Consider the following 22,656-nt stretch of genomic DNA (forward strand, 5'->3'; position numbering starts at 1 on the left):
GGTGCGCGCGGACCGTCTTGCCGAGCTGCGTGCTCTGCGTCGGGTCCGCGACCGGATCGACCGGGAGTTCGCCCGGCCGCTCGACGTTCCCGGGCTCGCCGCCGGAGTGCACATGTCCGCCGGACACCTCAGCCGCCGGTTCAAGGCGGCCTACGGCGAGTCCCCGTACTCCTACCTCATGACGCGGCGCATCGAGCGGGCGATGGCGCTCATCCGCGGTGGGGACGCGTCGATCACCGACATCTGCTTCGCCGTCGGCTTCTCCTCGCTGGGGACCTTCAGCACCCGGTTCTCCGAGCTCGTCGGTCTCCCGCCGAGCGAGTACCGGGCGCGTGCCGTCCACGGCGACCTCGACCTGCCGACGATCGTGGTGAAGAATGCGCTGCGACCGGTCAGGAATCGAGAAGCCGGTCGCAGCGCAGCCGACTAGCATGGCTGTCATGGACATCACCATCAACGCCAGTTTCCTGCCCCATGTCGACGCCGAGGAGTCCGTGGCCTTCTACCGGGACGTGCTCGGCTTCGAGGTCCGCCTCGACGTCGGTCAGGGTCAGATGCGGTGGATCACCGTCGGCCCCACATCCCAGCCGGACACCTCGATCGTGCTCACCCCCGCCGTCGTCGACCCGACGATCAGCGAAGCCGAACGCGAGACGATCGAAGCGCTCATGGCCAAGGGCAGCTATGCGGCCATCGTGCTCGCGAGTCCCGACGTCGACGAGGCGTTCGCCGCGATCGAGGGGAAGGGTCCCGACATCGTCCAGGAGCCGATGGACCAGCCCTACGGTCTGCGTGACTTCGCCCTCCGGGACCCGGCCGGCAACGTCATCCGCGTCCAGCAGCGTGGCTGAGGCGGGCATGGTCGCCGCGGACAGCCATGACCTCATCCGTGTGCGGGGAGCACGGGAGAACAACCTCAAGGACGTCTCCCTCGAGGTGCCCAAACGCCGCCTCACCGTGTTCACCGGGGTCTCCGGCTCGGGCAAGAGCTCGCTCGTATTCGGCACGATCGCCGCGGAGTCGCAGCGGATGATCAACGAGACCTACAGTGCCTTCGTCCAGGGCTTCATGCCGACGATGGCCCGGCCCGAGGTCGACGTCCTCGAAGGGCTGACCACGGCGATCCTCGTCGACCAGGAGCGCATCGGCTCGAACCCGCGATCGACCGTGGGCACCGTCTCCGACATCAACGCGAAGCTGCGGATCCTCTACTCGCGCCTGGCCGAACCGAACCTCGGATCCCCGAACGCCTACTCCTTCAACGTCGCGACGATCAGCGGCAAAGGCGCCGTGACGATCGAGAAGGGGGATTCCAAGGAGGTCGAGCGGCGCAGCTTCTCCGTCAACGGCGGCATGTGCCCGCACTGCGAGGGCATGGGCACGGCCACCGACATCGACATCACCCAGGTCGTCGACGAGACGAAGTCCGTCAACGGTGGGGCCATCACGATCCCAGGGTTCAAGGTCGGCGGCTGGTCGGTGCGCATGTACTCCGAGTCCGGGCTCTTCGACCCGGACAAGCCGGTGGGCGACTTCACTCGGGAGGAGCGGCGCGCCCTGCTCCACCTCGAAGGGGAGAAGGTCGTCATCAATGGGACGAACATCACCTACGACGGGCTCATCCCGCGGATCCAGCGCTCGTTCCTGTCCAAGGACCGCGACGGCATGCAGAAGCACATCCGTGAGTTCGTCGACCGGGCCGTCGTCTTCACCGTGTGCCCCGAATGCCGGGGGACCAGGCTCAACGCCGCCGCGCGGTCCTCGTACCTGGCAGGGAAGTCCATCGCCGAGGTGTGCGCGATGCAGATCTCGGACCTGGACTCGTGGCTGGCCGAGATCACCGATCCGGGGGTCCAGCCGCTCGTGGCATCGCTGCGTGAGACCGTGCGGGCCTTCGTCGACATCGGCCTCGGCTACCTCTCACTCGAACGGTCCTCAGGGTCGCTGTCCGGGGGAGAGGCGCAGCGGATCAAACTCGTCCGGCATCTCGGTTCGGCGCTGACCGATGTCACCTACGTCTTCGACGAGCCGACGATCGGGTTGCACCCGCACGACATCGAGTCGATGAACCGGCTGCTGCTCCAGCTGCGGGACAAGGGCAACACCGTCCTCGTCGTCGAGCACAAACCGGAGACCATCGGCATCGCCGACCACGTCGTCGACCTCGGACCCGGGGCGGGTGCGGCCGGGGGAGAGGTCTGCTTCACCGGCACGGTCGAGGGACTGCGCGCCTCGGGAACGCTCACGGGCGAACACCTCGGGTTCACGGCCTCACTCAAGGACTCGACGCGTACCCAGACTGGGACGATCGAGATCAGGGGGGCGAACGGGCACAACCTCCAGGACATCGATGTCGACATCCCACGGGGAGTCCTCACGGTCGTCACCGGTGTCGCCGGGTCCGGCAAGAGCACGCTCATCCATGATTCGCTCATCGGCCGTGACGGCATCGTCTTCATCGACCAGGCGCCGATCAAGGGCTCGAGGCGGAGCAACCCGGCGACGTACACGGGCATGCTCGAACCCGTGCGCAAAGCGTTCGCCAAGGCCAACGGCGTCAAACCGGCGCTGTTCAGTGCGAATTCCGAGGGTGCGTGCCCGGTGTGCAACGGTGCTGGGATCATCTACTCCGACCTCGGGGTGATGGCGGGGATGTCCGCGCCGTGCGATGTCTGCGAGGGCAAGGGCTTCCAGGCCTCGGTGCTCGAGTACACCCTGGGTGGGAAGAACATCCGCGAGGTCCTCGACATGCCGGCGCTCGCAGCGGTCGAGTTCTTCTCATCGGGGGAGTCGAAGGTGCCGGCTGCGGCGCGCATCGCCCGCACCCTCGTCGATGTCGGTCTCGGCTATCTCAGTCTGGGCCAGCCGCTGACAACGCTCTCGGGTGGTGAACGGCAGCGACTCAAGCTCGCCACCCACCTGTCGGCGAAGGCTGCGGACGCCGCCTCGGTCATCGTCCTCGACGAACCGTCGACGGGTCTTCACCTCGCCGACGTCGCGAATCTGCTCAGGCTGCTCGACGACCTCGTCGATTCGGGCCGCACGGTCATCGTCATCGAACACCATCAGGCGGTCATGGCCCACGCCGATCACCTCATCGATCTCGGGCCCGGCGCCGGGCACGACGGCGGACGCATCGTCTTCGAGGGCACACCCGCCGAGCTCGTCGCCGCGGGCACCACACTCACAGCCACCCACCTCGGCGAGTACATCGGGCGGTGAGGCGCGACTTCGTTGCGATAAGAGTGCACTCCGATGTCACGCCAGGCCGAGGTCGGACTTGACCTGGTCCCAGGGGATGGGCGCGACTCCGTCGCGCACCATCTCAGTACGAGCTTCGGCTGCCGATCTCAGGTCGGCCAGATCCTGTGCGTCTTCGATGAGCTGGTCGAGGACGCCGGCCCCCACGACTGCGGCAACTCGGTTGCCGCGTCTCGTCAGATACACGGGATCGCGCGCAATTCGGGCCTCGTCGATGACATCGGCGAGTCGGGCTCGGGCATCGCTGATGCTCATTTCGCTTATAGCACCATCGTGTGCCGAGTTGGCTGAAATGTACATGACTGCCGAAACGTACAGGCCACCGAGAGTCGGCTGCCGGTCGGTTACATCGATTGAATCAGTCGGTGGCTACGGTGCGTGTGCCACCTCTCCCGCACCATCGTGGGCTACGCCGATAATATACATTATGTTAACTAAGCTGATCGGGCATCTCCCCGCTTCGATGCGCCTCGTCGGCTGAGTAGCTGCACGGGCATCGCCTCCCGAGCATCTGCACGAGCTCGGCCCGCAAGCTGTCTAGGATCATTCCTGTGAAGATGCGGCCGATGTCGGACTGGGCACATGTTCGCCTGCCGGTCGCTCGGTTCACCCTGATGCGCGCTCACACCTGCCCGTGCACGCCTCGCCACCTGCGACGACACCCGTGGTAATCGGCAATAACCATTGACTTGTCGAACGTGCGATCAATAAGGTGACTGTGACGGCGACCACATTCGGTGGTCGGATGCATCACGACGCAAGGAAGCCTCATGATCCTCCCGCCCTCTCCCCCTGTCACCACGACGTCACAGCCCGGCACCGAATCCCGCCGCAAGGCCTGGTCGCTCACCGCGCTCCTCGTCGTCCTCTACGTCGTCAACTACGGCGACAAGGCCGCGTTCGGCATCGTCGCCCAAGCACTCAAGGACGAACTCGGCGTCAGCGCCGCCCAGATCGGCCTCGTCGGCAGCCTCTTCTTCTTCGCCTTCACGATCGGCGGCTTCTTCGCCGGCGCACTCAACCGGTGGCTGTCCCTGCGCACGGTCCTCCTCGTCCTCGCCCTCGCGTGGGCCGCCGCGATGCTTCCGCTCGTCGTCTCCGCGACCTTCGCCGTCCTCGTCGCCTCCCGGATGCTCCTCGGGTTCGCCGAAGGGCCGAGCTCAGCCCTCATCCACACCGCCGCCTACTCGTGGCATCCCACCGAACGCCGCGGATTCCCCGGCGCCCTGCTCGCCTCCGCCGCCTCGGTGGCGAAGATCGTACTCGCCCCCGCCCTCGCCTACCTCGCCGTGACATTCGGCTGGCGCAGCGCGCTCATCGCGATGGCTGCGATCGGCATCCTCTGGTGCTTCCTCTGGCTGCGCTTCTGGGAGGTCGGGCCCTACATCCCCGCGAAGGCGACGAAGGAGACCGTCGAGAGCCCCGACGAGGAGCCGCGCGTTCCGTGGATGCGGATCATCCTCACCCCCACCTTCCTCACCGGCGTCCTCCTCGTCGCGAGCATCTACGCCCTCGTCACCGTCGTCCTCACCTGGCTGCCCTCGTACTTCGAGGTCGGCCTCGGCTACAGCCGCCTCGAAGCCGGCTCGATGCTCGCGATCCCCTCCTTCGTCGGACTCGTCAGCCTCGTCGGCGGCACCCTGCTCTCCGACCGGCTGCTCGCCCGCGGTTGGTCCTCCCGGTTCGTCCGCATCATCGGCCCCTCGCTGTGCGTCATCCTCGGCGGCGGCATCCTCTTCTTCCTCCCGCAGATCCAGAGCGCGCCCGGCGCGGTCGCCGTCGTCGCGATCGGCTACGGCGTCGGCGTCGTCGTCCTGCCCCTGTTCAACGCCGCGGTCTCGGAGATCTGCCCGCCGAGGCAGACCGCCGGCACCCTCGGCGTCTTCCTCGCCCTCATGGCCGTCGGCGGCCTCATCGGCCCGTACGTCACCGGACTCATCGTCGACGCCGCCCCGGATCCGGGCCTCGGCTATGCCACGGCCTTCCAGGTGCTCGGGATCGCCGCGGCCGTGAGTGCGGCGCTCACCTTGGTCTTCGCCGATCCCGAACGGGACCGCGACCGCGTCCGCGGAACCGCGTGAATGAGCCTCAGCGTCCCGAGATCCGCAGCACGCGTTCGGCCGCCGACTCCCCCGCCCGGGTTCCGGAGCGCGGAGGCCGGTAGCCGCCGGTGTCGCCGAGGTCGACGATGAGATCGCCGAGCTCATCGGCCATGAACTGCGCAAGCGTGTCGTCGATCGGCCACGCATACCCCGTGCCGCGGGAGAGGTCGGCGGCGTGGAGGGCGAGTTCGAGGATCCGCATCCGCACGAGCTGGTCTCCCGGCAGCGCACCGATCCGGTGGCGGACCGGGACCGACAGGTCGACCGCCGCGGCGGCGGTGCGGAACTCGCGTTCGCGCTCCCAGAACGCTGCGAGCGGATCCGCGCCGAGGTGGTCCCGACCGCGGGTGGCCTCGACCTCGGCAGGCGGCTCCTGACGCAGGAGCATCGCATAGCGCACTCCCCCGCCGACGAGGTGGTTGACGAGCTCCCGGTTCGACCAGTCCGGGCAGCCGCTCGCACAGTCGAGGTCGTCCTCGGTCATGTGGGTGAGCGCCGCAGCCCAGCACCTCTCGGCGCGGTCGAGATGGACGGCGATGACGGGATCGAGCATGCCCCGATTCTCACACGCGACGCGCGGCCCGGCGACTCGTTCTCGTCTGCTGGGAACTTGAGCGAAAGCTGTGGGTTTCCTGGCGGTTTCGCGCTATGTTGCACTCACGAGCACACCGAAGTGAGGAGCCTTCCATGGTCACGGCAAGCGCCGCCGCCGACTATCTTCCCCTGGCCAATGCGCCGGTCCTCTGGATCCTCGCGATGGCTGTCATGGGCGTCGTCGTCCTCCAGTCGCTCATCTACATGAACGCGGTGCGGAAGAACGCCGAGTCCGCCGGAATGACCCAGGCCGAGGTGACGACGGCCTTCCGCGCCGGCGGGGTCGCAGCGATCGGCCCCTCACTCGCCGTCGTCCTCGTCGCCGTCGCCCTCCTCCCTCTCTTCGGCACTCCCCCGGTCATCGTCCGCGTCGGCCTCATCGGTTCGGCTGCCACCGAGGTCGCCTCCGCTTCGATCGCGGCCGGGACCATGGGCGCGAACCTCGGCGATGAGACGTTCACCCGCGGCGTCTTCATCGTCGCCCTCATGGCGATGAGCCTCTCCGGTGCCGGATGGATGCTCTCGACCCTCATCCTCACGCCGATCTTCAAGCGCAGCTCCCACAAGCTCGAGAAGGTCAATCCGGCGCTCATGTCGATCATCCCCGGAGCCGCCCTGCTCGCGGCCTTCGCCGCCCTGACGTTCCGGGAGATCCCCAAATCGCCGACGCACATCATCGCGATCGTCGCCTCCGCTGTGGTCATGTCGATCTGCCTGTTCCTCGCCCACACCCTGCGCCAGTCGTGGCTGAAGGAATGGGCGCTGGGGATCTCCGTGCTCGCCGGACTCATCGCCGCCTACTTCGCCCACTACGCCGGTCTCGGCGTCGCCCCGAGCTGAGGAGCGCACCCATGTCGAACATCATCGCCTCTCCCTCCCACGAGGCCTTCGAGGCCACGACGACGAAGTGGGGGTCGATCACGCTCTTCACCGGCTTCCTCATCGCCACCTCGGTGCCCTTCTATCTCCTCTTCGTCGCAAAAGCCGACATCAGCGTCGGCGACATCCTCGGCGCCTTCCTCGCGGTCTTCGCCGTCTACGGCGTCTTCTACGTCGTCGAACCCCTCACCTACTTCCCCATCCTCGGCCCGGCGGGCATGTACCAGGCATTCATGATCGGCAACGTCGCCAACAAGCTCCTGCCCTCGGCGATCGTCGCCCAGGACACGATCGGGGCGAAGCCGGGCACCCGCAAGGGCGAGTACGCGGCGACGATGGCGATCTGCGGGGCCGCCCTCATCCACGTCTTCTCCATGGTCGTCTTCGTCGGGGTGCTCGGCACCTGGCTGGTGACGATCATCCCCGAGGACATCACGCTCATCGCCCAGCTCTACATCCTCCCGGCGATCCTCGGCGGCGTCACCGTCCAGCTCATCGTCTCGATGAAGCAGGTGAAGTCGACGATCATCGCCCTGGCCGTCGCCGCCCTGGTCATCCTCGTCCTCATTCCGGTCGTCCCCGTCCTCGCTCCCGGTGACGTCGCTATCGTGGTCATCGTGACGATCATCATCACGTGGTTCACCAGGAACAAGGCGGTCACCGACGCCCGATCCGGCGACGACGCCGTCGGCATCAACTGACCCGACCCGAAGAGACAAGGACACCATGTCGCTCAACCCCCGACTGCGCACCGCGATCACCGACACCCTCGCCGAGGCGGTCGACGACTACGAGGACTTCCACCGCTCCCCCGAACTCTCGATGCAGGAGATCGAGACGTCCCGGGCGATCGCGGACTTCCTCTCCGACCTCGGACTCGTGCCGCAGGCCTTCGGCGGCACCGGTGTCGTCGCCGTGATCGAGAACGGCGAAGGTCCCGTCGTCGCCTACCGCGCCGACACCGACGGGCTGCCGATCGCCGAGGACACCGGACTCGACTACGCCTCGACCGCCGAGGGTGTGCTGCCCGACGGGACGGAGACCGCGGTCATGCACGGCTGCGGTCACGACACCCACATCACCGTCGGCCTCCACCTCGCCCGGGCGCTCACCGAACACCGTGATGCGTGGTCGGGCACCGTCGTCCTCCTCTTCCAGCCGGGCGAGGAGACCGCGGCCGGGGCGAAGGCGATGCTCGACGACGGACTGTGGGAACAGGTCGTCCACCCCGAGGTCGTCTACGGCCAGCATGTCTGGCCCGGCCAGGCCGGTGACGTCTACGTCTCCTCGGGCACCGCGATGGCGATGTCCGACTCCCTCAAGGTCACCGTGCTCGGCAAACAGGCTCACGGCTCGCAGCCGGAGAACGCGATCGACCCGATCGTCCTCGGCGCCTATATGATCACCCGTCTGCAGTCGATCGTCTCCCGGGAGATCTCCGGCCGCGACACCGCCGTCGTCACCGTCGGGACCTTCCACGGCGGGCTCAAGGAGAACATCATCCCGGATTCCGCGGTTCTCACCCTCAACATCCGCACCTTCGACGAGGACGTGCGAGCCACCGTGCTCGAGCGGGTGCGGCGGATCGTGGAGGCCGAAGCGCAGGCCTCGGGAGCCCCGGAACCCCTCATCGAGGAGATGCACTCGTTCCCCCGCTGCTACAACGATCCCGATGCGACCGCCGCGTTCGTCACCGCTGCCGAGGCGGAACTCGGGGCCGCGCACGTCCACGTCGTGCCCGCCGTGACCGGCAGCGAGGACTTCGGGGCCTTCGCCGACGCCCTCGGCGTGCCCTCGGTGTACTGGTTCTTCGGCGGCTACTCCCCCGAGCGACTCGCGAAGGCCGAACCTCCGGCCGGCAACCACTCCCCGCACTTCGCCCCCGACGACGTGCCGACGACCCTGGAGACCGGTCTGCGGGCCGCGCTCACCGCCGTGCTCAGCCGGGTCGGGAAGTGACCGGCATGGACGAGCTGCGCTGGATGAGCACCCGGGAGCTCGCGGCCCGGATCGCTGCGAAGGAGATCTCCGCCCGGGAGGCGCTTGCCGATCAGCTGCGCCGCATCGACGAGGTCAACCCCGCGATCAATGCCGTCGTCACCCGCGATGACGACCGGGCGATGGCCGCGGCGGCCGCCGCGGACGAAGCACTGGCCGCGGGAGCGGAGCCCGGTCCCCTCCACGGGGTGCCGATGACGCACAAGGACACCCACGACACCGCGGGCATGCGCACGACCTGGGGTTCGCCGATCTTCGCCGACCGGGTGCCGGAGACCGATGCGCTCATCATCGCGCGGCTGCGGGCGGCGGGGGTGATCACCTCGGGCAAGACGAACGTCCCCGAGTTCGCCGCCGGCTCCCACACCTTCAACCCGGTCTTCGGCACCACCCGCAATCCCTACGACCTCACGAAGTCCGCCTCCGGCTCCTCCGGCGGGGTCGGGGCGGCACTCGCCGCCGGCATTCAGGCCTCCGGGGACGGTTCCGATATGGGCGGGTCGCTGCGCTCCCCCGGTTCGTTCAACAACGTCGTCGGCTTCCGGCCCTCGAACGGCCGGATCCCGCACACGCGCCCCGGCAATCCGTTCGCCTGGCTGGCCCAGAGCGGGTTCATGGCCCGCACGGTCTCCGACGTCGCCCTGCTCATGAGCGTCGGCGCCGGCCCGGAACCTGGAGCACCCGCCTCGCTGCTCGAACCCGGTTCCGTCTTCGACCGGCCGGTCTTCCGCCTCGGCGCCGAGGTCGAACCGTCCCTGTCCGGGATGCGGATCGGCTTCAGCCCCGACCTCGCGGGTCTTCTCCCTCTCGAACCCGAGGTGCGCGCGATCGTCTCCGACACCGCCGCCGTCTTCGCCGGTCTCGGCGCCGACGTCGATGACACGATCCCCGACCTGCGAGATGCCGACGAGGTCTTTACCGTCCGCCGCGCCCTCGACTTCGTCGGTTCGTGGGGGCCGTTGCTGAAGACGGACCGCGGCCGGATGAAGGACTCCGTCGTGTGGAACATCGAGGAGGGTCTGCGGCTCACCGGCGCCGAGGTGGTCTCAGCCGAGACCGCCCGAGCCAGGCTGAGCGGGGAGGTCGACGCATTCTTCGCAGGCCACGACGTCCTCGTCCTCACGACCTGCCAGGTCCTGCCGTTCGACATCGGCATCGAATACCCCACGGAGATCGACGGGGTGGCTATGGGCAGCTACCTCGACTGGATGCGGGCGCTGTGTCTGATCTCGGCGACCGGCTGTCCCGCGGTCTCCGTGCCCGCCGGCTTCTCGGCCTCGGGACTGCCGGTCGGCGTCCAGCTCGTCGCCCGGCCCGGCGACGACGTCCGCCTCCTCGAGGTCGCCCACGCCTTCGAACAGGCGACTCTGGTGGCAGAGCGCCATCCCGACATCCCGGTCGTGGACGTCGGGGAGGAATGAGGACGGTCGACGCCGGGTGCGCAGCGAGGTTCGGCTTGCCTCAGCACTGTTTGCCGAGCCTTCCCACACTGGAATGATTCCAGAAATGGTGTCAGGCTAGTCTTGAAGCAGGCGGCATCCCGTCGCCGGCCGCAGTCATTAGGAGTCACACATGCACATGAGCCCCGCAATGCAGAAGGTCCTCGGCGAGCAGGTCACGCTCGAACTCGAGGCCTCGATGGTCTACCTCCAGATGTCGATCCAGCTCGACGATCAGGATCTGCCCGGCATGACCCGGTGGATGCGCGCGCAGTCGGAGGAGGAGCAGGTCCACGCGGCCAAGTTCATCCAGCACTGCGTCGACCGTGGCTTCGCCCCGCAGATCGGCGACATCGCCGCCCCGAAGGTCTCGGGATCGCGTCCTCTCGACTTCTTCAAGGCCGCACTGGCCCATGAGGAGAAGGTCTCCGAGTCGATCCGCAACATCTACCGCACGGCTCAGACCGAGGGCGACATCGACGTCCTGCCGCTGCTCAACTGGTTCATCGACGAGCAGGTCGAGGAGGAGGCGAGCATCTCGGAGATCATCGGCCGCCTCGAGATCGTCGGCGACAGCGGTTCGGGTCTGCTCTCGATCGACAATGCGCTCGGTTCGCGCCACCCGGACATCACCGCCAAGAGCGAGTGATCTCCTGAGTCCACGGCCGGTCCCCGCTTCGGGGGCCGGCCGTTTCGCATTCGGTGGGAGTTCCCTGTGTGCGGAATGATTTCAAAGTTGAGTGTGTTTGACTCAATGTACAGACTCTCTGAGAAAGGATGCTCATGGCCACTCGCTTCGACCCGATCCGCGATCTCGACCGTTTCTTCACCGAGGTCACCCGGAACCCGAACTCGACGACCCTGCCGATGGACCTCTACCGCGACGGCGAGGTCTTCGTCGCACAGATCGACATGCCCGGGGTCGACCCCGCGAGCATCGACGTCGATGTCGAGGATCGGACCCTGACCGTGCGTGCTCAGCGCACCTCGCCGGTGGGTGAGAAGGACGTCAAGTGGCTGACCCGTGAGCGCACGACCGGCACGTACGCCCGGCAGCTCACGCTGGGCAACCGCGTGGCCCTCGACCGGATCAGCGCCGACTACCAGGACGGCGTGCTCACGCTGACGATCCCCGTTGCCGAGGAGGCCCGTCCCCGCAAGATCAACGTCAACCACCAGGCCCCGAAGGAGACCGAGGTCGTCGAATCGACCGAGGTCATCGAGACCGAGGAGCGGACCGACTGAGTCCCCCGTCTCCGGATGCCCAGCGGGGTCGCACGATGTGCGGCCCCGCTTCGCGTGTCCGCAGGCCTGCGGCTCAGAGCCGATCGAGCACGTAGGCCAGGCACATATAGGGCAGGTCGACAGTGCCCGAGATCGGATGCTCCTCGCCGAGGTAGCCGCGCAGATTGGACTCGACACGCGCCCGCGTCGCCTCGTCCGACCGCAGCCAGTACGAACGCGTACGCGCGAGGTCGACGATGCCGTCGACGTCGAGCGGGGTCGCGAAGTTCACGACCGCCCGCTCCCGCAACGCGAATCCGGCGGGTGCGGGAACGTAGGCGGGACGGTAGACGTCGCCGGCGTGCATGATCCGGCTCAGCCGCAGCACCCAGTCGACGCGGACGTCGAGCTGATTGATGAGGATGACCAGGCGACCTGCGGGCCGCAGAATACGGGCGATCTCCGCGGCGGCGGCCGCCTCGTCGAACCAGTGCCAGGCCTGAGCGACCGTGACGACGTCGACGCTGCCTGTGGCCAGGCCCGTGTCCTCGGCGGTGCCGAGCGTCGTCGGTGCGGGGTTGCGGGTCAGGGCGGGTCCGTCGGGATCGACGGCGACCACCTCGGCGCCGAGGCCGAGCAGCTGCGTCGAGAGGATCCCCGTGCCCGCGCCGAGGTCGCAGACGCGCAGCCCCTGCCAGCCTCGGCCGAGGAGGTCGAGGGCGGCCTGCGGATAGCCCGGGCGCACCGCATCGTAGCGGTGGGCCTCACGGGAGAAGTTCGTCCCGTGGGCGGCCCGGGCGCGCGGTCTGACCATGCGGTTCCACTCCCCTGCTCATCCACCCGCATTCTGCGGGCCCGTCTCGGCATCCCACTCTAGCGGTCGCACTCCCTCGTTGTGACTAGGATGGGGAGGACCGGCAGAGACCACCGCCGAGAACTCGGCGAAAAGGAGCATCGATGACCTCAACCCCCGATCTCGAGTCCGAGCTCGAGCAGGCCTCACGTGCGTACGAGGAGTTCGCCTCCCGCGGACTGGCCCTCGACATCACGCGCGGCAAGCCGGGCAGTGAGCAGCTCGATCTCTCCGATGCGCTGCTCGGCCTGGTCACCGGGGAGGATGCGCGCACGCCGAGCGGGGTCGACGCCCGCAACTACGGCGGCATCGACGGCCTTATCGAACTCCGGGAGATCTTCTCCCCCCTGCTCAAGGTGCCCGCCGACCAGCTGCTGGCCGGCGGCAATGCGTCCCTGACCCTCATGGGGCAGGCCCTGACCTTCGCGCTCCTCCACGGCACTGCGGTCGACGGCACCCCGTGGGGTGCGGGACCGCATAAGCTCCTGTGCCCGGTTCCCGGCTACGACCGCCACTTCACGCTCGCGGAATCCCTGGGGTTCGAACTCCTCTCCATTCCCATGGACGACGAGGGGCCGGTCGTCGCCGAGGCGCAGCGTCTCGCCGAGGATCCCAGCGTCAAAGGCATGTGGCTCGTGCCCATGTACTCCAATCCCACGGGCATCACGATCACCGAGGAGCGCGCCGCCGAACTCGCCGCGATGCCTGCGGCCGCCCCTGACTTCACGCTGCTCTGGGACAACGCGTACGGCCTCCACCATCTGCGTGAGACGCACCCGGAGCCCGTGGACATCCTCAGCCTGTGCGCCGAGGCGGGACATCCCGAGCGACCGTGGATCTTCGCCTCGACGTCGAAGATCACCCATGCGGGCGCGGGCGTATCCTTCTTCGGCGCCGGCCCGGAGACGATGCGCTGGTTCATCGCGAACCTCGGCAAGATCGCGATCGGTCCGGACAAGGTCAACCAGCTGCGCCACCTGCGGTTCTTCGGTGATGCCGACGGCGTCGTCGCCCACATGCGCAAGCACGCTGAGATCATCGCCCCGAAGTTCGACGCCGTCCTCGACGCCCTCGAACAGGGTCTCGGCGGCACGGAGCTGGCGACGTGGACGAAGCCCGACGGGGGGTACTTCATCACCCTGACGACGCTCGAGGGCACCGCGGAGAGGATCGTCAAGCTCGCCGCCGAGGCCGGCGTCAAGCTCACCCCGGCCGGGGCGACCCATCCCTACGGGATCGACCCGGCCGGCAACGTCATCCGCATCGCCCCGACGATGCCGAGCCTCGCCGACGTCGAACTCGCCGCCGAAGGCCTCGTCGCATGCGTCAAACTCGCCAGCTACGAGAAGCTGCTCGCCGGATAGGACCTGACAGCGATGCGAAGGGCACCCGGCTGAACCGGGTGCCCTTCGTCGTGTGCGGATCTGGCGCCGGAACTGCTCCGACCGAGGCCCTCAGTACTCGTAGAAGCCGCGTCCGGACTTCACACCGAGCAGGCCCGCATCGACCATGCGGGAGAGGAGGACCGGCGGCTTCGCGGCGGGGTCACCGGTCTCGGTGTAGATGCTCTCGGCGGCGAACAGGCAGGTGTCGAGGCCGACGAGGTCGGCCAGAGCGATCGGACCCATCGGGTGCGCGCACCCCTTGACCATCCCCGTGTCGATGTCCTCCTTCGTCGCCAGCCCCGCCTCGAGCATCCTGATGGCCGAGCACAGGTACGGGATGAGGAGGGCGTTGACGATGAATCCGGGACGGTCGGAGGCCTGGACGGGTGCCTTGCCGAGAACCTCGGTCACGAACGTCGTCGCGGTCTCGGCGACCTCGGGGTCGGTGAGCACCGAGGAGACGATCTCGACGAGCGGCTGCACCGGCGCCGGGTTGAAGAAGTGGATCCCGAGGACGCGTTCGGGCCGCGAGGTCGCCTGCGCGAAGCGGATGATCGGCATCGACGAGGTGTTCGAGGCGAGGATCGCGTTCGGATCGGTGACGACCTCGTCGAGCTGGGCGAAGATCGCCTTCTTGATGTCCTCGTTCTCGCTCGCGGCTTCGATGACGAGCTGCCGGTCGGCGAGGTCGGCGATGTCGGTGGTGAACCGCAGACGCGCGAGAGCCGCCTCCGACTCGGCGGCCGAGAGCTTGCCCTTCTCCACGGCCTTGGCCAGCGACTTCTCGATCCGCGCGCGACCGGCGGCAACCGCGTCGTCGCTGACCTCGGAGACGATGACGTCGCAGCCGGATTTCGCGAGCACCTCGGCGATGCCCGCCCCCATGAGCCCGCTGCCGATGACGGCGGTGCGTGCGATGACCATATGCTTGTTCCCCTCGTTGTTCTCAGATTCTGCTGTGTGCGCAGACGCTGCTGTGTGCGGTGCGGTCATGAGGCCAGGAACCATGAGGACGAGCGGATCGCCTTCATGGCCTCGCGGCGGCGCTCCCCCGGCAGCGTCTGGATGTAGACCTGACCGTCGAGATGGGCGATCTCGTGCTGGATCATCTGCGCGAAGACCTCGTGTCCTTCGATCTCGACCGGATTGTTCTCCGCATCGACCCCGCGGGCACGGGCGAACTCCCACCTCGGGGTGGGGAAGAACAGCCCGGGCACGGACAGGCAGCCCTCTTCGATGTCGCGCAGCTCGCCGCCGACCTCGACGATCTCCGGGTTGATGAGATACCCGGTGCGCCCGTCGAGGTCATAGCCGAACGCCCGCAGCCCGACCCCGATCTGCGGGGCCGCGACCGCGGCGCGACCGTCGGGCAGCGAGGTGTCGACGAGGTCCTGGGCGAGAGCGGCCACGGAGTCGTCGAAGACCGTGACAGGGGCGCTGGTGCTGCGGAGCACGGGGTCACCCCACAGGCGGATCTCGCGCTCAGCCACCGATGACCGCCACAAGGTCGCCGCCCTCGAGCTGGGACACGGAGTCGATCGCGACCCGGGAGACGGGACCGGCCACCGGGGCGGTGATCGAGGCCTCCATCTTCATCGCCTCGATCGTGGCGATGACGTCACCGGCGTCGACGGTGTCCCCGACTCCGACCTGGAGCGTGACGACGCCCGCGAACGGACTTGCGACGTGACCGGAGTTCGTCGCATCCGCCTTCTCCGCGGTCTTGACCTCGGATTCGATCGCCCGGTCACGGACCTGGAGGGGACGCAGCTGACCGTTGAGGGTGAACATCACCGAGCGCATACCCCGTTCGTCGGTGTCGCCGATCGCCTGCAGTCCGATGAGGAGGTTCTTGCCCTTCGAGAGCTCGACCGTGTGCTCATCTCCCGAGGTCAGGCCGTAGAGGTACTCGGAGGTCTCGACGACGGAGAGGTCGCCGTAGCTGGCGCGCATGCGGTCGAACTCCTTCGTCGGTCCCGGGAAGAGGAGTTCGTTGAGCTTGGCCTGACGCTGCGGGCCCGGCTCGGCCAGGGCGGCGGCATCCTCGGCGGCGAGGTCCTCGACGACGGGCTTGTGCGTGCGCCCGGCCAGGGCCTTCGTCCGGAACGGCTCGGGCCATCCGCCGGGAGGATCGCCGAGGTCGCCGGAGAGGAAGCCGATGACCGAGTCGGGGATGTCGAACCTGTCCGGGTTCTCGGCGAACTCCGCGGGGTCGACTCCTGCGCCGACGAGGTGGAGGGCGAGATCCCCGACGACCTTCGACGACGGGGTGACCTTGACGAGGTGGCCGAGGATGTCGTCGGCGGCTTCGTACATCCGCTCGATCTCCTCGAACCGCTCCCCCAGGCCCAGGGCCACGGCCTGCTGGCGCAGGTTCGAGAGCTGCCCGCCGGGGATCTCATGCCGGTAGACGCGACCCGTCGGTCCCGGCAGACCGGATTCGAAGGGCGCGTAGACCTTGCGCACCGACTCCCAGTACGGTTCGAGGTCCTGGACGGCGGTCAGGCTCAGCCCCGTATCGCGGTCGGTGTGTTCGAAGGCGGCGACGAGGGCCGAGAGGCTCGGCTGGCTCGTCGTGCCCGCCATCGCCGCCGAGGCGGCATCGACGGCATCGGCACCGGCATCGGCGGCCGCGAACAGGGTCGCGAGCTGTCCGCCTGCGGTGTCGTGGGTGTGGACGTGGACCGGGAGGTCGAAGTTCTCCCGCAGGGCGGTCACGAGCTTCGCAGCGGCAGCCGGGCGGAGCAGCCCGGCCATGTCCTTGACCGCGAGCACATGCGCACCGGCGCCGACGATCTCCTCGGCCAGCCGAAGGTAGTAGTCGAGGGTGTAGAGCTCCTCCCGCGGATCGAGGATGTCCGAGGTGTAGCACAGGGCCACCTCGGCGATCGTCGTGTTCGTCGCGCGCACGGCCTCGATGGCCGGACGCATCTGCTCGATGTCGTTGAGCGCATCGAAGATGCGGAAGACGTCGATGCCGGTGCGGGCGGCCTCGTCGACGAAGGCGTCGGTGACCTGGGTGGGGTACGGGGTGTAGCCGACGGTGTTGCGGCCGCGAAGGAGCATCTGGAGGGCGATGTTGGGGATCGCCTCCCGCAGCTGGGACAGCCGCTCCCACGGATCCTCGCCGAGGAAGCGCAGGGCAACATCGTAGGTGGCCCCGCCCCAGGCTTCGATGCTCAGCAGCTGCGGGGTCATCCGGGCGACGTGTCCGGCGACGGCGAGGAGGTCCCGGGTGCGCACCCGGGTGGCCAGGAGCGACTGGTGGGCGTCGCGGAAGGTGGTGTCGGTGACACCGAGCGCCGTCTGCTCCCGCAACGCGCGGGCGAAGCCCTCGGGACCGAGCTCGAGGAGGCGGTCACGGCTGCCGGCGGGCGGGGCCTGCGAGAGGTCGATCTCCGGCAGCTTCTCGGCGGGACGGAGATGGACCTTCGCCTCCCCGTGCGGCCGGTTGACGGTGACGTCGGCGAGGTAGTCGAGGACCTTCGACCCGCGGTCGGCGCTCACCCGGGCGTCGAGGAGCTGCGGGCGCTCCTCGATGAACGAGGTCGCGATGTCGCCGGCGATGAACGCATCGTCCTCGAGCACGGCCTGGAGGAACCCGATGTTCGAGGACACGCCGCGGATGCGGAACTCCGCGAGCGCCCGGCGGGCACGCGAGACCGCCTGGGCGAAGGTGCGGCCGCGGCATGTGAGCTTGACGAGCATCGAATCGAAGTGCGCGCTCACCGAGGCACCGGCGTGGACGGTGCCGCCGTCGAGGCGGACACCGGCGCCGCCGGCCGACCGGTAGGCGGTGATCGTGCCGGTGTCGGGACGGAACGAGTTCGCCGGATCCTCGGTGGTGATGCGGCACTGGAGGGCGGCGCCCTTGATCCGCATGTCCTCCTGGCGCAGGCCGAGATCGTCCAGGCTCGCCCCGGCCGCGATGCGCATCTGGGAGGCGACGAGGTCGACGTCGGTGATCTCCTCGGTGACGGTGTGCTCGACCTGGATGCGCGGGTTCATCTCGATGAACACGTGCTTGCCCGCCCGCGGGCCCTCGGTCTCGAGGAGGAACTCGACGGTGCCGGCGTTCTGGTAGCCCAGCGCCTGCGCGAACTTCAGCGCATCCGAGTGCAGGGCCGCGGCGATCTCGGGATCGAGATTGGGCGCCGGGGCGATCTCGATGACCTTCTGGTGACGGCGCTGCAGGGAGCAGTCGCGTTCGAAGAGGTGGATGGCGTTGGAGTCGTTGTCGGCGAGCACCTGGACTTCGATGTGCCGGGGACGCTGCACGGCCTGTTCGATGAAGACCGTCGGATCGCCGAAGGCGCCTTCGGCTTCGCGCATCGCGGCCTTGAGCGCATCCTCGAGCTGGGAGGCCTCGGCGACCCGGCGCATGCCGCGTCCCCCGCCGCCGGCGACGGCCTTGACGAAGAGCGGGTACTCCATCGACTCGGCGTCGGCGAGGAGCTGGGCGACGTCAGCCGAGGGCTTCGTCGAGTCGAGGACCGGGATGCCGGCGGCCCGGGCGGCACCGAGGGCCTGGACCTTGTTGCCGGCAAGTTCGAGCACGTCGGCGGCGGGCCCGATGAAGGTGATGCCGTTCTCGGCGCACGCGCGGGCGAGATCGGGGTTCTCGGACAGGAAGCCGTAGCCGGGGTAGACCGCGTCGGCACCGGACTCCTTGGCCACCCGGATGATCTCCTCGACGCTGAGGTACGCCCGGACGGGGTGGCCCTCCTCGCCGATCATGTAGGCCTCATCGGCCTTCATCCGGTGTTCGGAGTTGCGGTCTTCGTAGGGGAACACAGCGACGGTGGAGGCACCGAGCTCGTATGCCGCGCGGAACGCGCGCACCGCGATCTCTCCGCGATTGGCCACAAGGACTTTAGAGAACATCTGTGTTACTCGCTTCTGTATCGATCGCGCAGGCGCGATGCGTCGACGGGCTGTCGAGAGACAACTCTACTCAGTGACCTGTGCCACGGAATGCAGGGGGTCCCCGATCGGGTGGGCACCCCCTCCTCGGCGTGGTCGGACCTGCCCGATGAGGGCGGATACGTTACCGTAGGAGGGTGCTTGTCCTCAGTATCAGCAGTCTCAAGGGCGGCGTCGGCAAGACGTCGGTGACTCTCGGTCTCGCCTCGGCGGCCTACAACCGCGGCATCCCGACGCTCGTCGTCGACATGGACCCGCAGGCCGACTCGTCGACGGGACTCGATGTGCCGACCTCGACGAAGGTCGACATCGCCGACGTCCTCGCGGCGCCGAAGTCGCAGAAGATCCTCTCGGAGGCGATCATCCCCTCGGGGTGGGTCGGCGACAAGATGGGTCACCTCGATGTCATCTCCGGCTCCCCGCGGGCCGCCGAGTTCGACCGCCCCTCGCTCTCCGAGCGCTACCTGCGTCGGCTCGAGGATGCGCTCAGCCGCATCGCGAAGGGCTACCGGCTCGTCCTCATCGACTGCCCGCCGAGCCTCAACGGACTCACACGCACCGCCTGGACGGCGAGCAGCCGGGTCGCCGTCGTCACCGAGCCCAGCCTCTTCTCCGTCGCCGCAGCCGACCGTGCCCTGCGTGCGGCCGATGAGCTGCGCCAGCGCGGCACCTCGCAGATCCAGCCGCTCGGTCTCGTCGTCAACCGCGTCCGCGCCGGCTCGACCGAGCATGACTACCGCATCGCGGAGATGCGCGAGATGTTCGGTCCCCTCGTCCTCAATCCCCCGCTGGCCGAACGTGCGGTCATGCAGCAGGCCCAGGGTTCGGCTCGCCCCATCCATTCGTGGCCGGGCAAACCCGCCGAGGAGGTCGCCTCCTCCTTCGACGCCCTCCTCGAGAGGGCGCTGCGCTCCGAGAACATCCGCGGACGCAAGGCCGCGAAGCAGCAGTGACCTCGAACTGAGTCCCCTGGATGGGCCGCAGCGGATGGGCTGACTCCCACAACGCATGACGGCCGCCGCGATCCCGTTGCGACACCGAAGGCCCCCTCCTCACGGAGGGGGCCTTCGTCGTGGTCTGTCTGGTGCGGCTCAGCCGAGCTTCTGCGCCCGACGCTGAGCGAGTTCGTCCATTGCGAAGACCGTCGAGTCGTCCTCGGGGAGGCGTTCGCTGGGAAGTTCGGAGAGGCTGCCCTCGACTTCGTTCCACACCCGGCCGACGGCGATGCCGAACACGCCCTGGCCGCCCTGGAGGAGGTCGACGACCTCGTCGGGGGACGTGCATTCGAAGACGCTGGCGCCGTCGGACATAAGGGTGATCTGGGAGAGGTCCTCGACGCCGCGGGAGCGGAGGTGGTCGACAGCGGTGCGGATCGACTGCAGCCCGACGCCGGTGTCGAGGAGGCGCTTGACGATCTTGAGCACGAGGATGTCGCGGAAGCTGTAGAGGCGCTGGCTGCCCGAGCCGGTGGCGTTGCGGATCGAGGGGGTGACGAGGTCGGTGCGCGCCCAGTAGTCGAGTCGACGGTAGGTGATGCCGACGACCTTGCACACGGTGGGACCGCGGTAGCCGGCCTCCTCATCGAGGACGGGCAGATCGTCGTCGAACAGGAGACCCTGTGCCGCGGACGGCAAGGGCGTCGACTCGACGCTTTCGTGACTTGAGCGGTTCACACCGACTCCTCCTTATAGTCCCTGGGGGAAGTGAGGTCGCGTTGTCGGGCAGAGAATGAAGCCATTCTACCGCTCTTCGCAGCGAACCTACAGTGGGATTCAGCAACTCCAAACTATTCTGCCCGGGTCGCGGCGACAAACACCCCAAGGTAACGATTCGCGCGTGTCGCCGTTACCGCAGTATTCGAACACCGCCGCTGAGCGTCACGGCAGCGTCATTTCGCCGGGTCGGAGGCGGTTCCGTCCTCGGTCTCCTCGGCCGGCTTCTTCGGCTTCGCGGAGGTGAGCAGCTTCGTCTTCACGGTCGAGGCATACGTGTCGACGTATTCCTGGCCCGAGAGCCGCATGATCTCGTACATGATCTCGTCGGTGATCGACCGCAGCAGGAACCGGTCGACAGGCAGGCCCTCGTACCGGGAGAAGTCCATGGGCGAACCGAAGACGACGCCGACCCGGCGGAACTTCTGGATGAGACGACCGGCCGGCTGGATCTTGTCGGTGCCGATGATCGCGACCGGGATGACCGGGGCACCGGATTCGAGGACGAGACGGGCGATGCCGGTCCGGCCCCGGTAGAGCTTGCCGTCGGGCGAGCGGGTGCCTTCGGGGTAGATCCCTAAGGAGTTGCCTTCGCGCAGCACCTTGAGGCCGGCTTCCAGCGAGGCCTGGGATCCCGAACCGCCGCCGCGGTCCATGGGCAGCTGGTTGTTGAGCTTGAAGAACCAGCGCGTCACCGTGCCCTTGATCCCGCGGCCGGTGAAGTAGTCCTTCTTCGCCAGGTAGACGACGGGGCGGGGGGCGAGGAGGGGGACGAAGATCGAGTCCATGAAGTGCATGTGGTTGCCGGCGATGATCGCCGGGCCCTCCGGCGGCAGGTTGTCCAGGCCCCGCACCCACGGACGGAAGAGGATCCGCAGGATGGGTCCGGCCACGACCCGTTTGAGAAACCAGTAGAACACGCGCACCCTTCCATGTCACGACGCTTGGACGTCCCCGGTCATCATATATCCATCTCGCCCCGTCTCGGACCGTCGACGGCGATGCCGGGAAGCCTCGATCGTGGGATGCTGGGAGCATGGAGATCGACTTCGCACCGCTGCCCGCACCGCGCTCCGCGTACTCCCGGATCGCCCCCGACGCCGAGGTCGCGGTCCTCTTCCTCCACGGCATCACCGGTTCGCCGGCCGCGTGGCATCCCATCGCCCGCGCCCTGGCCGCCTCAGACCTCAGTGTCAGCGTTCCCCTCCTCCCCGGCCACGGCGGCTCCTGGCAGGAGCTCGCGGCGACGACATGGTCGGACTGGTTCTCCGCCGCCGAGGCGCAGCTGCGTGTGCTGCAGGCCGACCATGACCGTGTCGTCGTCGCCGGGCTGTCGATGGGCGGGGCGCTCAGCCTCGCTCTCGGCACTCTGCCGCAGCCGCCTGACGAGATCGTCGTCGTCAATCCCGCGCTCTTCGTCGACTCCCCGCTCACTCCGCTCCTTCCCGTCCTCAAGCGGTTCGTGCCCTCGGTCGCGGCGATCGGCAACGACATCGCCCACCCCGGACGGGACGAGTTCGCAGGCGATCGGACTCCGGTGGCCGCGGTCGCCTCCCTCGCCTCGGCGCTGAAGGATCTGCGCACCGACCTGTGGGAGATCTCCTCCCCCGTCACCGTCCTCGTCTCCGGCCTGGACAACGTCGTCGGGCCCCGCAGCCTCCGGGCCCTGCGTGCGGGCCTCGTCCGCCCCCCGCGCATCATCGCCCTGCGCCGCAGCCGTCACGTCGCGACCCTCGACTTCGATGCCCCGCTCATCGCCGAGGCGGTCGCCCGGGCCGCACGCACCCCGGATGCCGTGCCCGGCGGGCGCCCGGGCGGGGAATAGACCGACGCCGGAGATTGCTGATGAATGACATGAACGACGACGCGGACCGTGAGGACTGGCGCGATCACGTGCCCGAATCCGAGCGCCTCGGCGAATCCTCGAAGGTCAGCGACAGTCATTGGGACGACCTCGTGGCGCAGATCTCCGAACCCGACGCGGCGATGAGCGAGATGCCCGTCGAGGAGATCCGGGAACGGCTCGAGGCGACGGAGCGGTGGCAGCCGGAACCGGCCGCGCCCATCGGCTGGCGGACGGCGCCGCCGACGTTCGTGCTCTCCGTGCTTGCGACCTTCGGTGCCGTCGTCCTCCTCATCATCGGGGCGATCTTCTTCCGCCCCCTCCCGACGTGGTTCCTCCTCGTGGGACTGAGCGTGGGCATCGGCGGAGCCGTCGGGCTCTTCTTCCATCTGCCGGGGCAGTCGAAGACCGAGGGCGGCGACAGCGGGGCCTCGGTGTGAACT

Annotated in this window: 22 protein-coding genes; 14 read left to right on the top strand and 8 right to left on the bottom strand. The window is 68.3% G+C overall.

Translation table 11 applies throughout. The annotated features are described in order from the left end of the window. Position 1: 1 nt before the first annotated feature. The 3 genes from AACX88_RS03130 to AACX88_RS03140 are packed head-to-tail and all read left to right on the top strand — an operon-like array spanning position 2 to position 3,222. The gene (locus AACX88_RS03130) at positions 2 to 430 is read left to right on the top strand and encodes a helix-turn-helix transcriptional regulator (protein WP_339391650.1); all 429 of its coding nucleotides are present in this window, start codon (positions 2 to 4) and stop codon (positions 428 to 430) included. 1 nt (position 431) lies between these two features. After that, the gene (locus AACX88_RS03135) at positions 432 to 851 is read left to right on the top strand and encodes a VOC family protein (RefSeq protein ID WP_339391652.1); all 420 of its coding nucleotides are present in this window, start codon (positions 432 to 434) and stop codon (positions 849 to 851) included. A 7-nt stretch (positions 852 to 858) separates the two neighbouring features. Beyond that, entirely contained in the window at positions 859 to 3,222 is a 2,364-nt protein-coding gene (locus AACX88_RS03140) for an ATP-binding cassette domain-containing protein (RefSeq protein ID WP_339391653.1), read from the top strand. Between the two features lie 36 nt (positions 3,223 to 3,258). Here the strand turns inward: AACX88_RS03140 and AACX88_RS03145 are convergent, their stop codons facing one another. After that, positions 3,259 to 3,516 (bottom strand): type II toxin-antitoxin system Phd/YefM family antitoxin, encoded by a 258-nt coding sequence (locus tag AACX88_RS03145; protein WP_339391654.1) that lies wholly within the window; start codon positions 3,514 to 3,516, stop codon positions 3,259 to 3,261. Positions 3,517 to 4,031: 515 nt separating this feature from the next. On the opposite strand from AACX88_RS03145, the gene AACX88_RS03150 reads away from it, so the two are divergent. Next, positions 4,032 to 5,342: an MFS transporter gene (locus AACX88_RS03150; RefSeq protein WP_339391655.1), complete on the top strand. Its 1,311-nt coding sequence runs from the start codon at positions 4,032 to 4,034 to the stop codon at positions 5,340 to 5,342. 7 nt (positions 5,343 to 5,349) lie between these two features. On the opposite strand, the gene AACX88_RS03155 is transcribed toward AACX88_RS03150, so the two are convergent. Continuing rightward, positions 5,350 to 5,916, bottom strand: a complete 567-nt coding sequence (locus AACX88_RS03155; protein WP_339391656.1) for a maleylpyruvate isomerase family mycothiol-dependent enzyme — start codon at positions 5,914 to 5,916, stop codon at positions 5,350 to 5,352. Positions 5,917 to 6,050: 134 nt separating this feature from the next. Between AACX88_RS03155 and AACX88_RS03160 the strand changes: the two genes are divergently transcribed. The 6 genes from AACX88_RS03160 to AACX88_RS03185 all read left to right on the top strand — a co-directional run bounded on the left by AACX88_RS03160 (position 6,051) and on the right by AACX88_RS03185 (position 11,518). Continuing rightward, positions 6,051 to 6,797 (top strand): DUF5058 family protein, encoded by a 747-nt coding sequence (locus AACX88_RS03160; protein WP_339391657.1) that lies wholly within the window; start codon positions 6,051 to 6,053, stop codon positions 6,795 to 6,797. Positions 6,798 to 6,808: 11 nt separating this feature from the next. Further along, positions 6,809 to 7,537 carry a hypothetical protein gene (locus AACX88_RS03165; protein ID WP_339391658.1) on the top strand — a complete coding sequence of 243 codons (729 nt, stop codon included), beginning with the start codon at positions 6,809 to 6,811 and terminating at the stop codon, positions 7,535 to 7,537. Between the two features lie 25 nt (positions 7,538 to 7,562). Then, positions 7,563 to 8,795 carry an amidohydrolase gene (locus AACX88_RS03170; RefSeq protein ID WP_339391659.1) on the top strand — a complete coding sequence of 411 codons (1,233 nt, stop codon included), beginning with the start codon at positions 7,563 to 7,565 and terminating at the stop codon, positions 8,793 to 8,795. A 5-nt stretch (positions 8,796 to 8,800) separates the two neighbouring features. Then, positions 8,801 to 10,255 (top strand): amidase, encoded by a 1,455-nt coding sequence (locus AACX88_RS03175; protein WP_339391660.1) that lies wholly within the window; start codon positions 8,801 to 8,803, stop codon positions 10,253 to 10,255. A gap of 151 nt (positions 10,256 to 10,406) precedes the next feature. After that, entirely contained in the window at positions 10,407 to 10,922 is a 516-nt protein-coding gene (locus AACX88_RS03180; RefSeq protein ID WP_339391661.1) for a ferritin, read from the top strand. A gap of 134 nt (positions 10,923 to 11,056) precedes the next feature. Beyond that, complete coding sequence (locus AACX88_RS03185; RefSeq protein WP_339391662.1) at positions 11,057 to 11,518, top strand: Hsp20/alpha crystallin family protein; 462 nt, start codon at positions 11,057 to 11,059, stop codon at positions 11,516 to 11,518. Between the two features lie 73 nt (positions 11,519 to 11,591). Here AACX88_RS03185 and AACX88_RS03190 read toward each other — a convergent pair whose 3' ends face one another. Then, complete coding sequence (locus tag AACX88_RS03190) at positions 11,592 to 12,311, bottom strand: class I SAM-dependent methyltransferase (RefSeq protein ID WP_339391663.1); 720 nt, start codon at positions 12,309 to 12,311, stop codon at positions 11,592 to 11,594. A gap of 143 nt (positions 12,312 to 12,454) precedes the next feature. On the opposite strand from AACX88_RS03190, the gene AACX88_RS03195 reads away from it, so the two are divergent. After that, complete coding sequence (locus AACX88_RS03195) at positions 12,455 to 13,714, top strand: aspartate aminotransferase type Ic (RefSeq protein WP_339391664.1); 1,260 nt, start codon at positions 12,455 to 12,457, stop codon at positions 13,712 to 13,714. A 90-nt stretch (positions 13,715 to 13,804) separates the two neighbouring features. Here the strand turns inward: AACX88_RS03195 and AACX88_RS03200 are convergent, their stop codons facing one another. From AACX88_RS03200 to AACX88_RS03210, 3 genes are all read right to left on the bottom strand, one after another. Continuing rightward, positions 13,805 to 14,659: a 3-hydroxybutyryl-CoA dehydrogenase gene (locus AACX88_RS03200; protein WP_339391665.1), complete on the bottom strand. Its 855-nt coding sequence runs from the start codon at positions 14,657 to 14,659 to the stop codon at positions 13,805 to 13,807. A 65-nt stretch (positions 14,660 to 14,724) separates the two neighbouring features. Continuing rightward, positions 14,725 to 15,225 carry a peptide deformylase gene (locus AACX88_RS03205; protein WP_339391666.1) on the bottom strand — a complete coding sequence of 167 codons (501 nt, stop codon included), beginning with the start codon at positions 15,223 to 15,225 and terminating at the stop codon, positions 14,725 to 14,727. Next, entirely contained in the window at positions 15,218 to 18,619 is a 3,402-nt protein-coding gene (locus tag AACX88_RS03210; RefSeq protein ID WP_339391667.1) for a pyruvate carboxylase, read from the bottom strand. The genes AACX88_RS03205 and AACX88_RS03210 overlap by 8 nt, the downstream gene beginning before the upstream one ends. Before the next feature lie 176 nt (positions 18,620 to 18,795). On the opposite strand from AACX88_RS03210, the gene AACX88_RS03215 reads away from it, so the two are divergent. Continuing rightward, the gene (locus AACX88_RS03215) at positions 18,796 to 19,611 is read left to right on the top strand and encodes a ParA family protein (RefSeq protein WP_339391668.1); all 816 of its coding nucleotides are present in this window, start codon (positions 18,796 to 18,798) and stop codon (positions 19,609 to 19,611) included. 138 nt (positions 19,612 to 19,749) lie between these two features. Here the strand turns inward: AACX88_RS03215 and AACX88_RS03220 are convergent, their stop codons facing one another. Both AACX88_RS03220 and AACX88_RS03225 read right to left on the bottom strand, forming a co-directional pair. Continuing rightward, complete coding sequence (locus AACX88_RS03220; RefSeq protein WP_095375580.1) at positions 19,750 to 20,331, bottom strand: MerR family transcriptional regulator; 582 nt, start codon at positions 20,329 to 20,331, stop codon at positions 19,750 to 19,752. A 215-nt stretch (positions 20,332 to 20,546) separates the two neighbouring features. Further along, entirely contained in the window at positions 20,547 to 21,290 is a 744-nt protein-coding gene (locus tag AACX88_RS03225; protein WP_339391669.1) for a lysophospholipid acyltransferase family protein, read from the bottom strand. 116 nt (positions 21,291 to 21,406) lie between these two features. Between AACX88_RS03225 and AACX88_RS03230 the strand changes: the two genes are divergently transcribed. Together AACX88_RS03230 and AACX88_RS03235 are read left to right on the top strand one after the other, a co-directional pair. Continuing rightward, the gene (locus AACX88_RS03230) at positions 21,407 to 22,195 is read left to right on the top strand and encodes an alpha/beta hydrolase (RefSeq protein ID WP_339391670.1); all 789 of its coding nucleotides are present in this window, start codon (positions 21,407 to 21,409) and stop codon (positions 22,193 to 22,195) included. Positions 22,196 to 22,224: 29 nt separating this feature from the next. After that, positions 22,225 to 22,653 carry a hypothetical protein gene (locus tag AACX88_RS03235; protein WP_339391671.1) on the top strand — a complete coding sequence of 143 codons (429 nt, stop codon included), beginning with the start codon at positions 22,225 to 22,227 and terminating at the stop codon, positions 22,651 to 22,653. Positions 22,654 to 22,656: the final 3 nt, after the last annotated feature.

Source organism: Brevibacterium metallidurans (assembly GCF_037101285.1).
Lineage (GTDB): Bacteria > Actinomycetota > Actinomycetes > Actinomycetales > Brevibacteriaceae > Brevibacterium > Brevibacterium metallidurans.

Coding starts and splice junctions, on each gene's coding strand:
- AACX88_RS03135 (WP_339391652.1), top strand. CDS start 432: ATGGCTGTCATGGACATCACCATCAACGCCAGTTTCCTGCCCCATGTC.
- AACX88_RS03140 (WP_339391653.1), top strand. CDS start 859: ATGGTCGCCGCGGACAGCCATGACCTCATCCGTGTGCGGGGAGCACGG.
- AACX88_RS03145 (WP_339391654.1), bottom strand. CDS start 3,516: ATGAGCATCAGCGATGCCCGAGCCCGACTCGCCGATGTCATCGACGAG.
- AACX88_RS03150 (WP_339391655.1), top strand. CDS start 4,032: ATGATCCTCCCGCCCTCTCCCCCTGTCACCACGACGTCACAGCCCGGC.
- AACX88_RS03155 (WP_339391656.1), bottom strand. CDS start 5,916: ATGCTCGATCCCGTCATCGCCGTCCATCTCGACCGCGCCGAGAGGTGC.
- AACX88_RS03160 (WP_339391657.1), top strand. CDS start 6,051: ATGGTCACGGCAAGCGCCGCCGCCGACTATCTTCCCCTGGCCAATGCG.
- AACX88_RS03165 (WP_339391658.1), top strand. CDS start 6,809: ATGTCGAACATCATCGCCTCTCCCTCCCACGAGGCCTTCGAGGCCACG.
- AACX88_RS03170 (WP_339391659.1), top strand. CDS start 7,563: ATGTCGCTCAACCCCCGACTGCGCACCGCGATCACCGACACCCTCGCC.
- AACX88_RS03175 (WP_339391660.1), top strand. CDS start 8,801: ATGGACGAGCTGCGCTGGATGAGCACCCGGGAGCTCGCGGCCCGGATC.
- AACX88_RS03180 (WP_339391661.1), top strand. CDS start 10,407: ATGCACATGAGCCCCGCAATGCAGAAGGTCCTCGGCGAGCAGGTCACG.
- AACX88_RS03185 (WP_339391662.1), top strand. CDS start 11,057: ATGGCCACTCGCTTCGACCCGATCCGCGATCTCGACCGTTTCTTCACC.
- AACX88_RS03190 (WP_339391663.1), bottom strand. CDS start 12,311: ATGGTCAGACCGCGCGCCCGGGCCGCCCACGGGACGAACTTCTCCCGT.
- AACX88_RS03195 (WP_339391664.1), top strand. CDS start 12,455: ATGACCTCAACCCCCGATCTCGAGTCCGAGCTCGAGCAGGCCTCACGT.
- AACX88_RS03200 (WP_339391665.1), bottom strand. CDS start 14,659: ATGGTCATCGCACGCACCGCCGTCATCGGCAGCGGGCTCATGGGGGCG.
- AACX88_RS03210 (WP_339391667.1), bottom strand. CDS start 18,619: ATGTTCTCTAAAGTCCTTGTGGCCAATCGCGGAGAGATCGCGGTGCGC.
- AACX88_RS03230 (WP_339391670.1), top strand. CDS start 21,407: ATGGAGATCGACTTCGCACCGCTGCCCGCACCGCGCTCCGCGTACTCC.
- AACX88_RS03235 (WP_339391671.1), top strand. CDS start 22,225: ATGAACGACGACGCGGACCGTGAGGACTGGCGCGATCACGTGCCCGAA.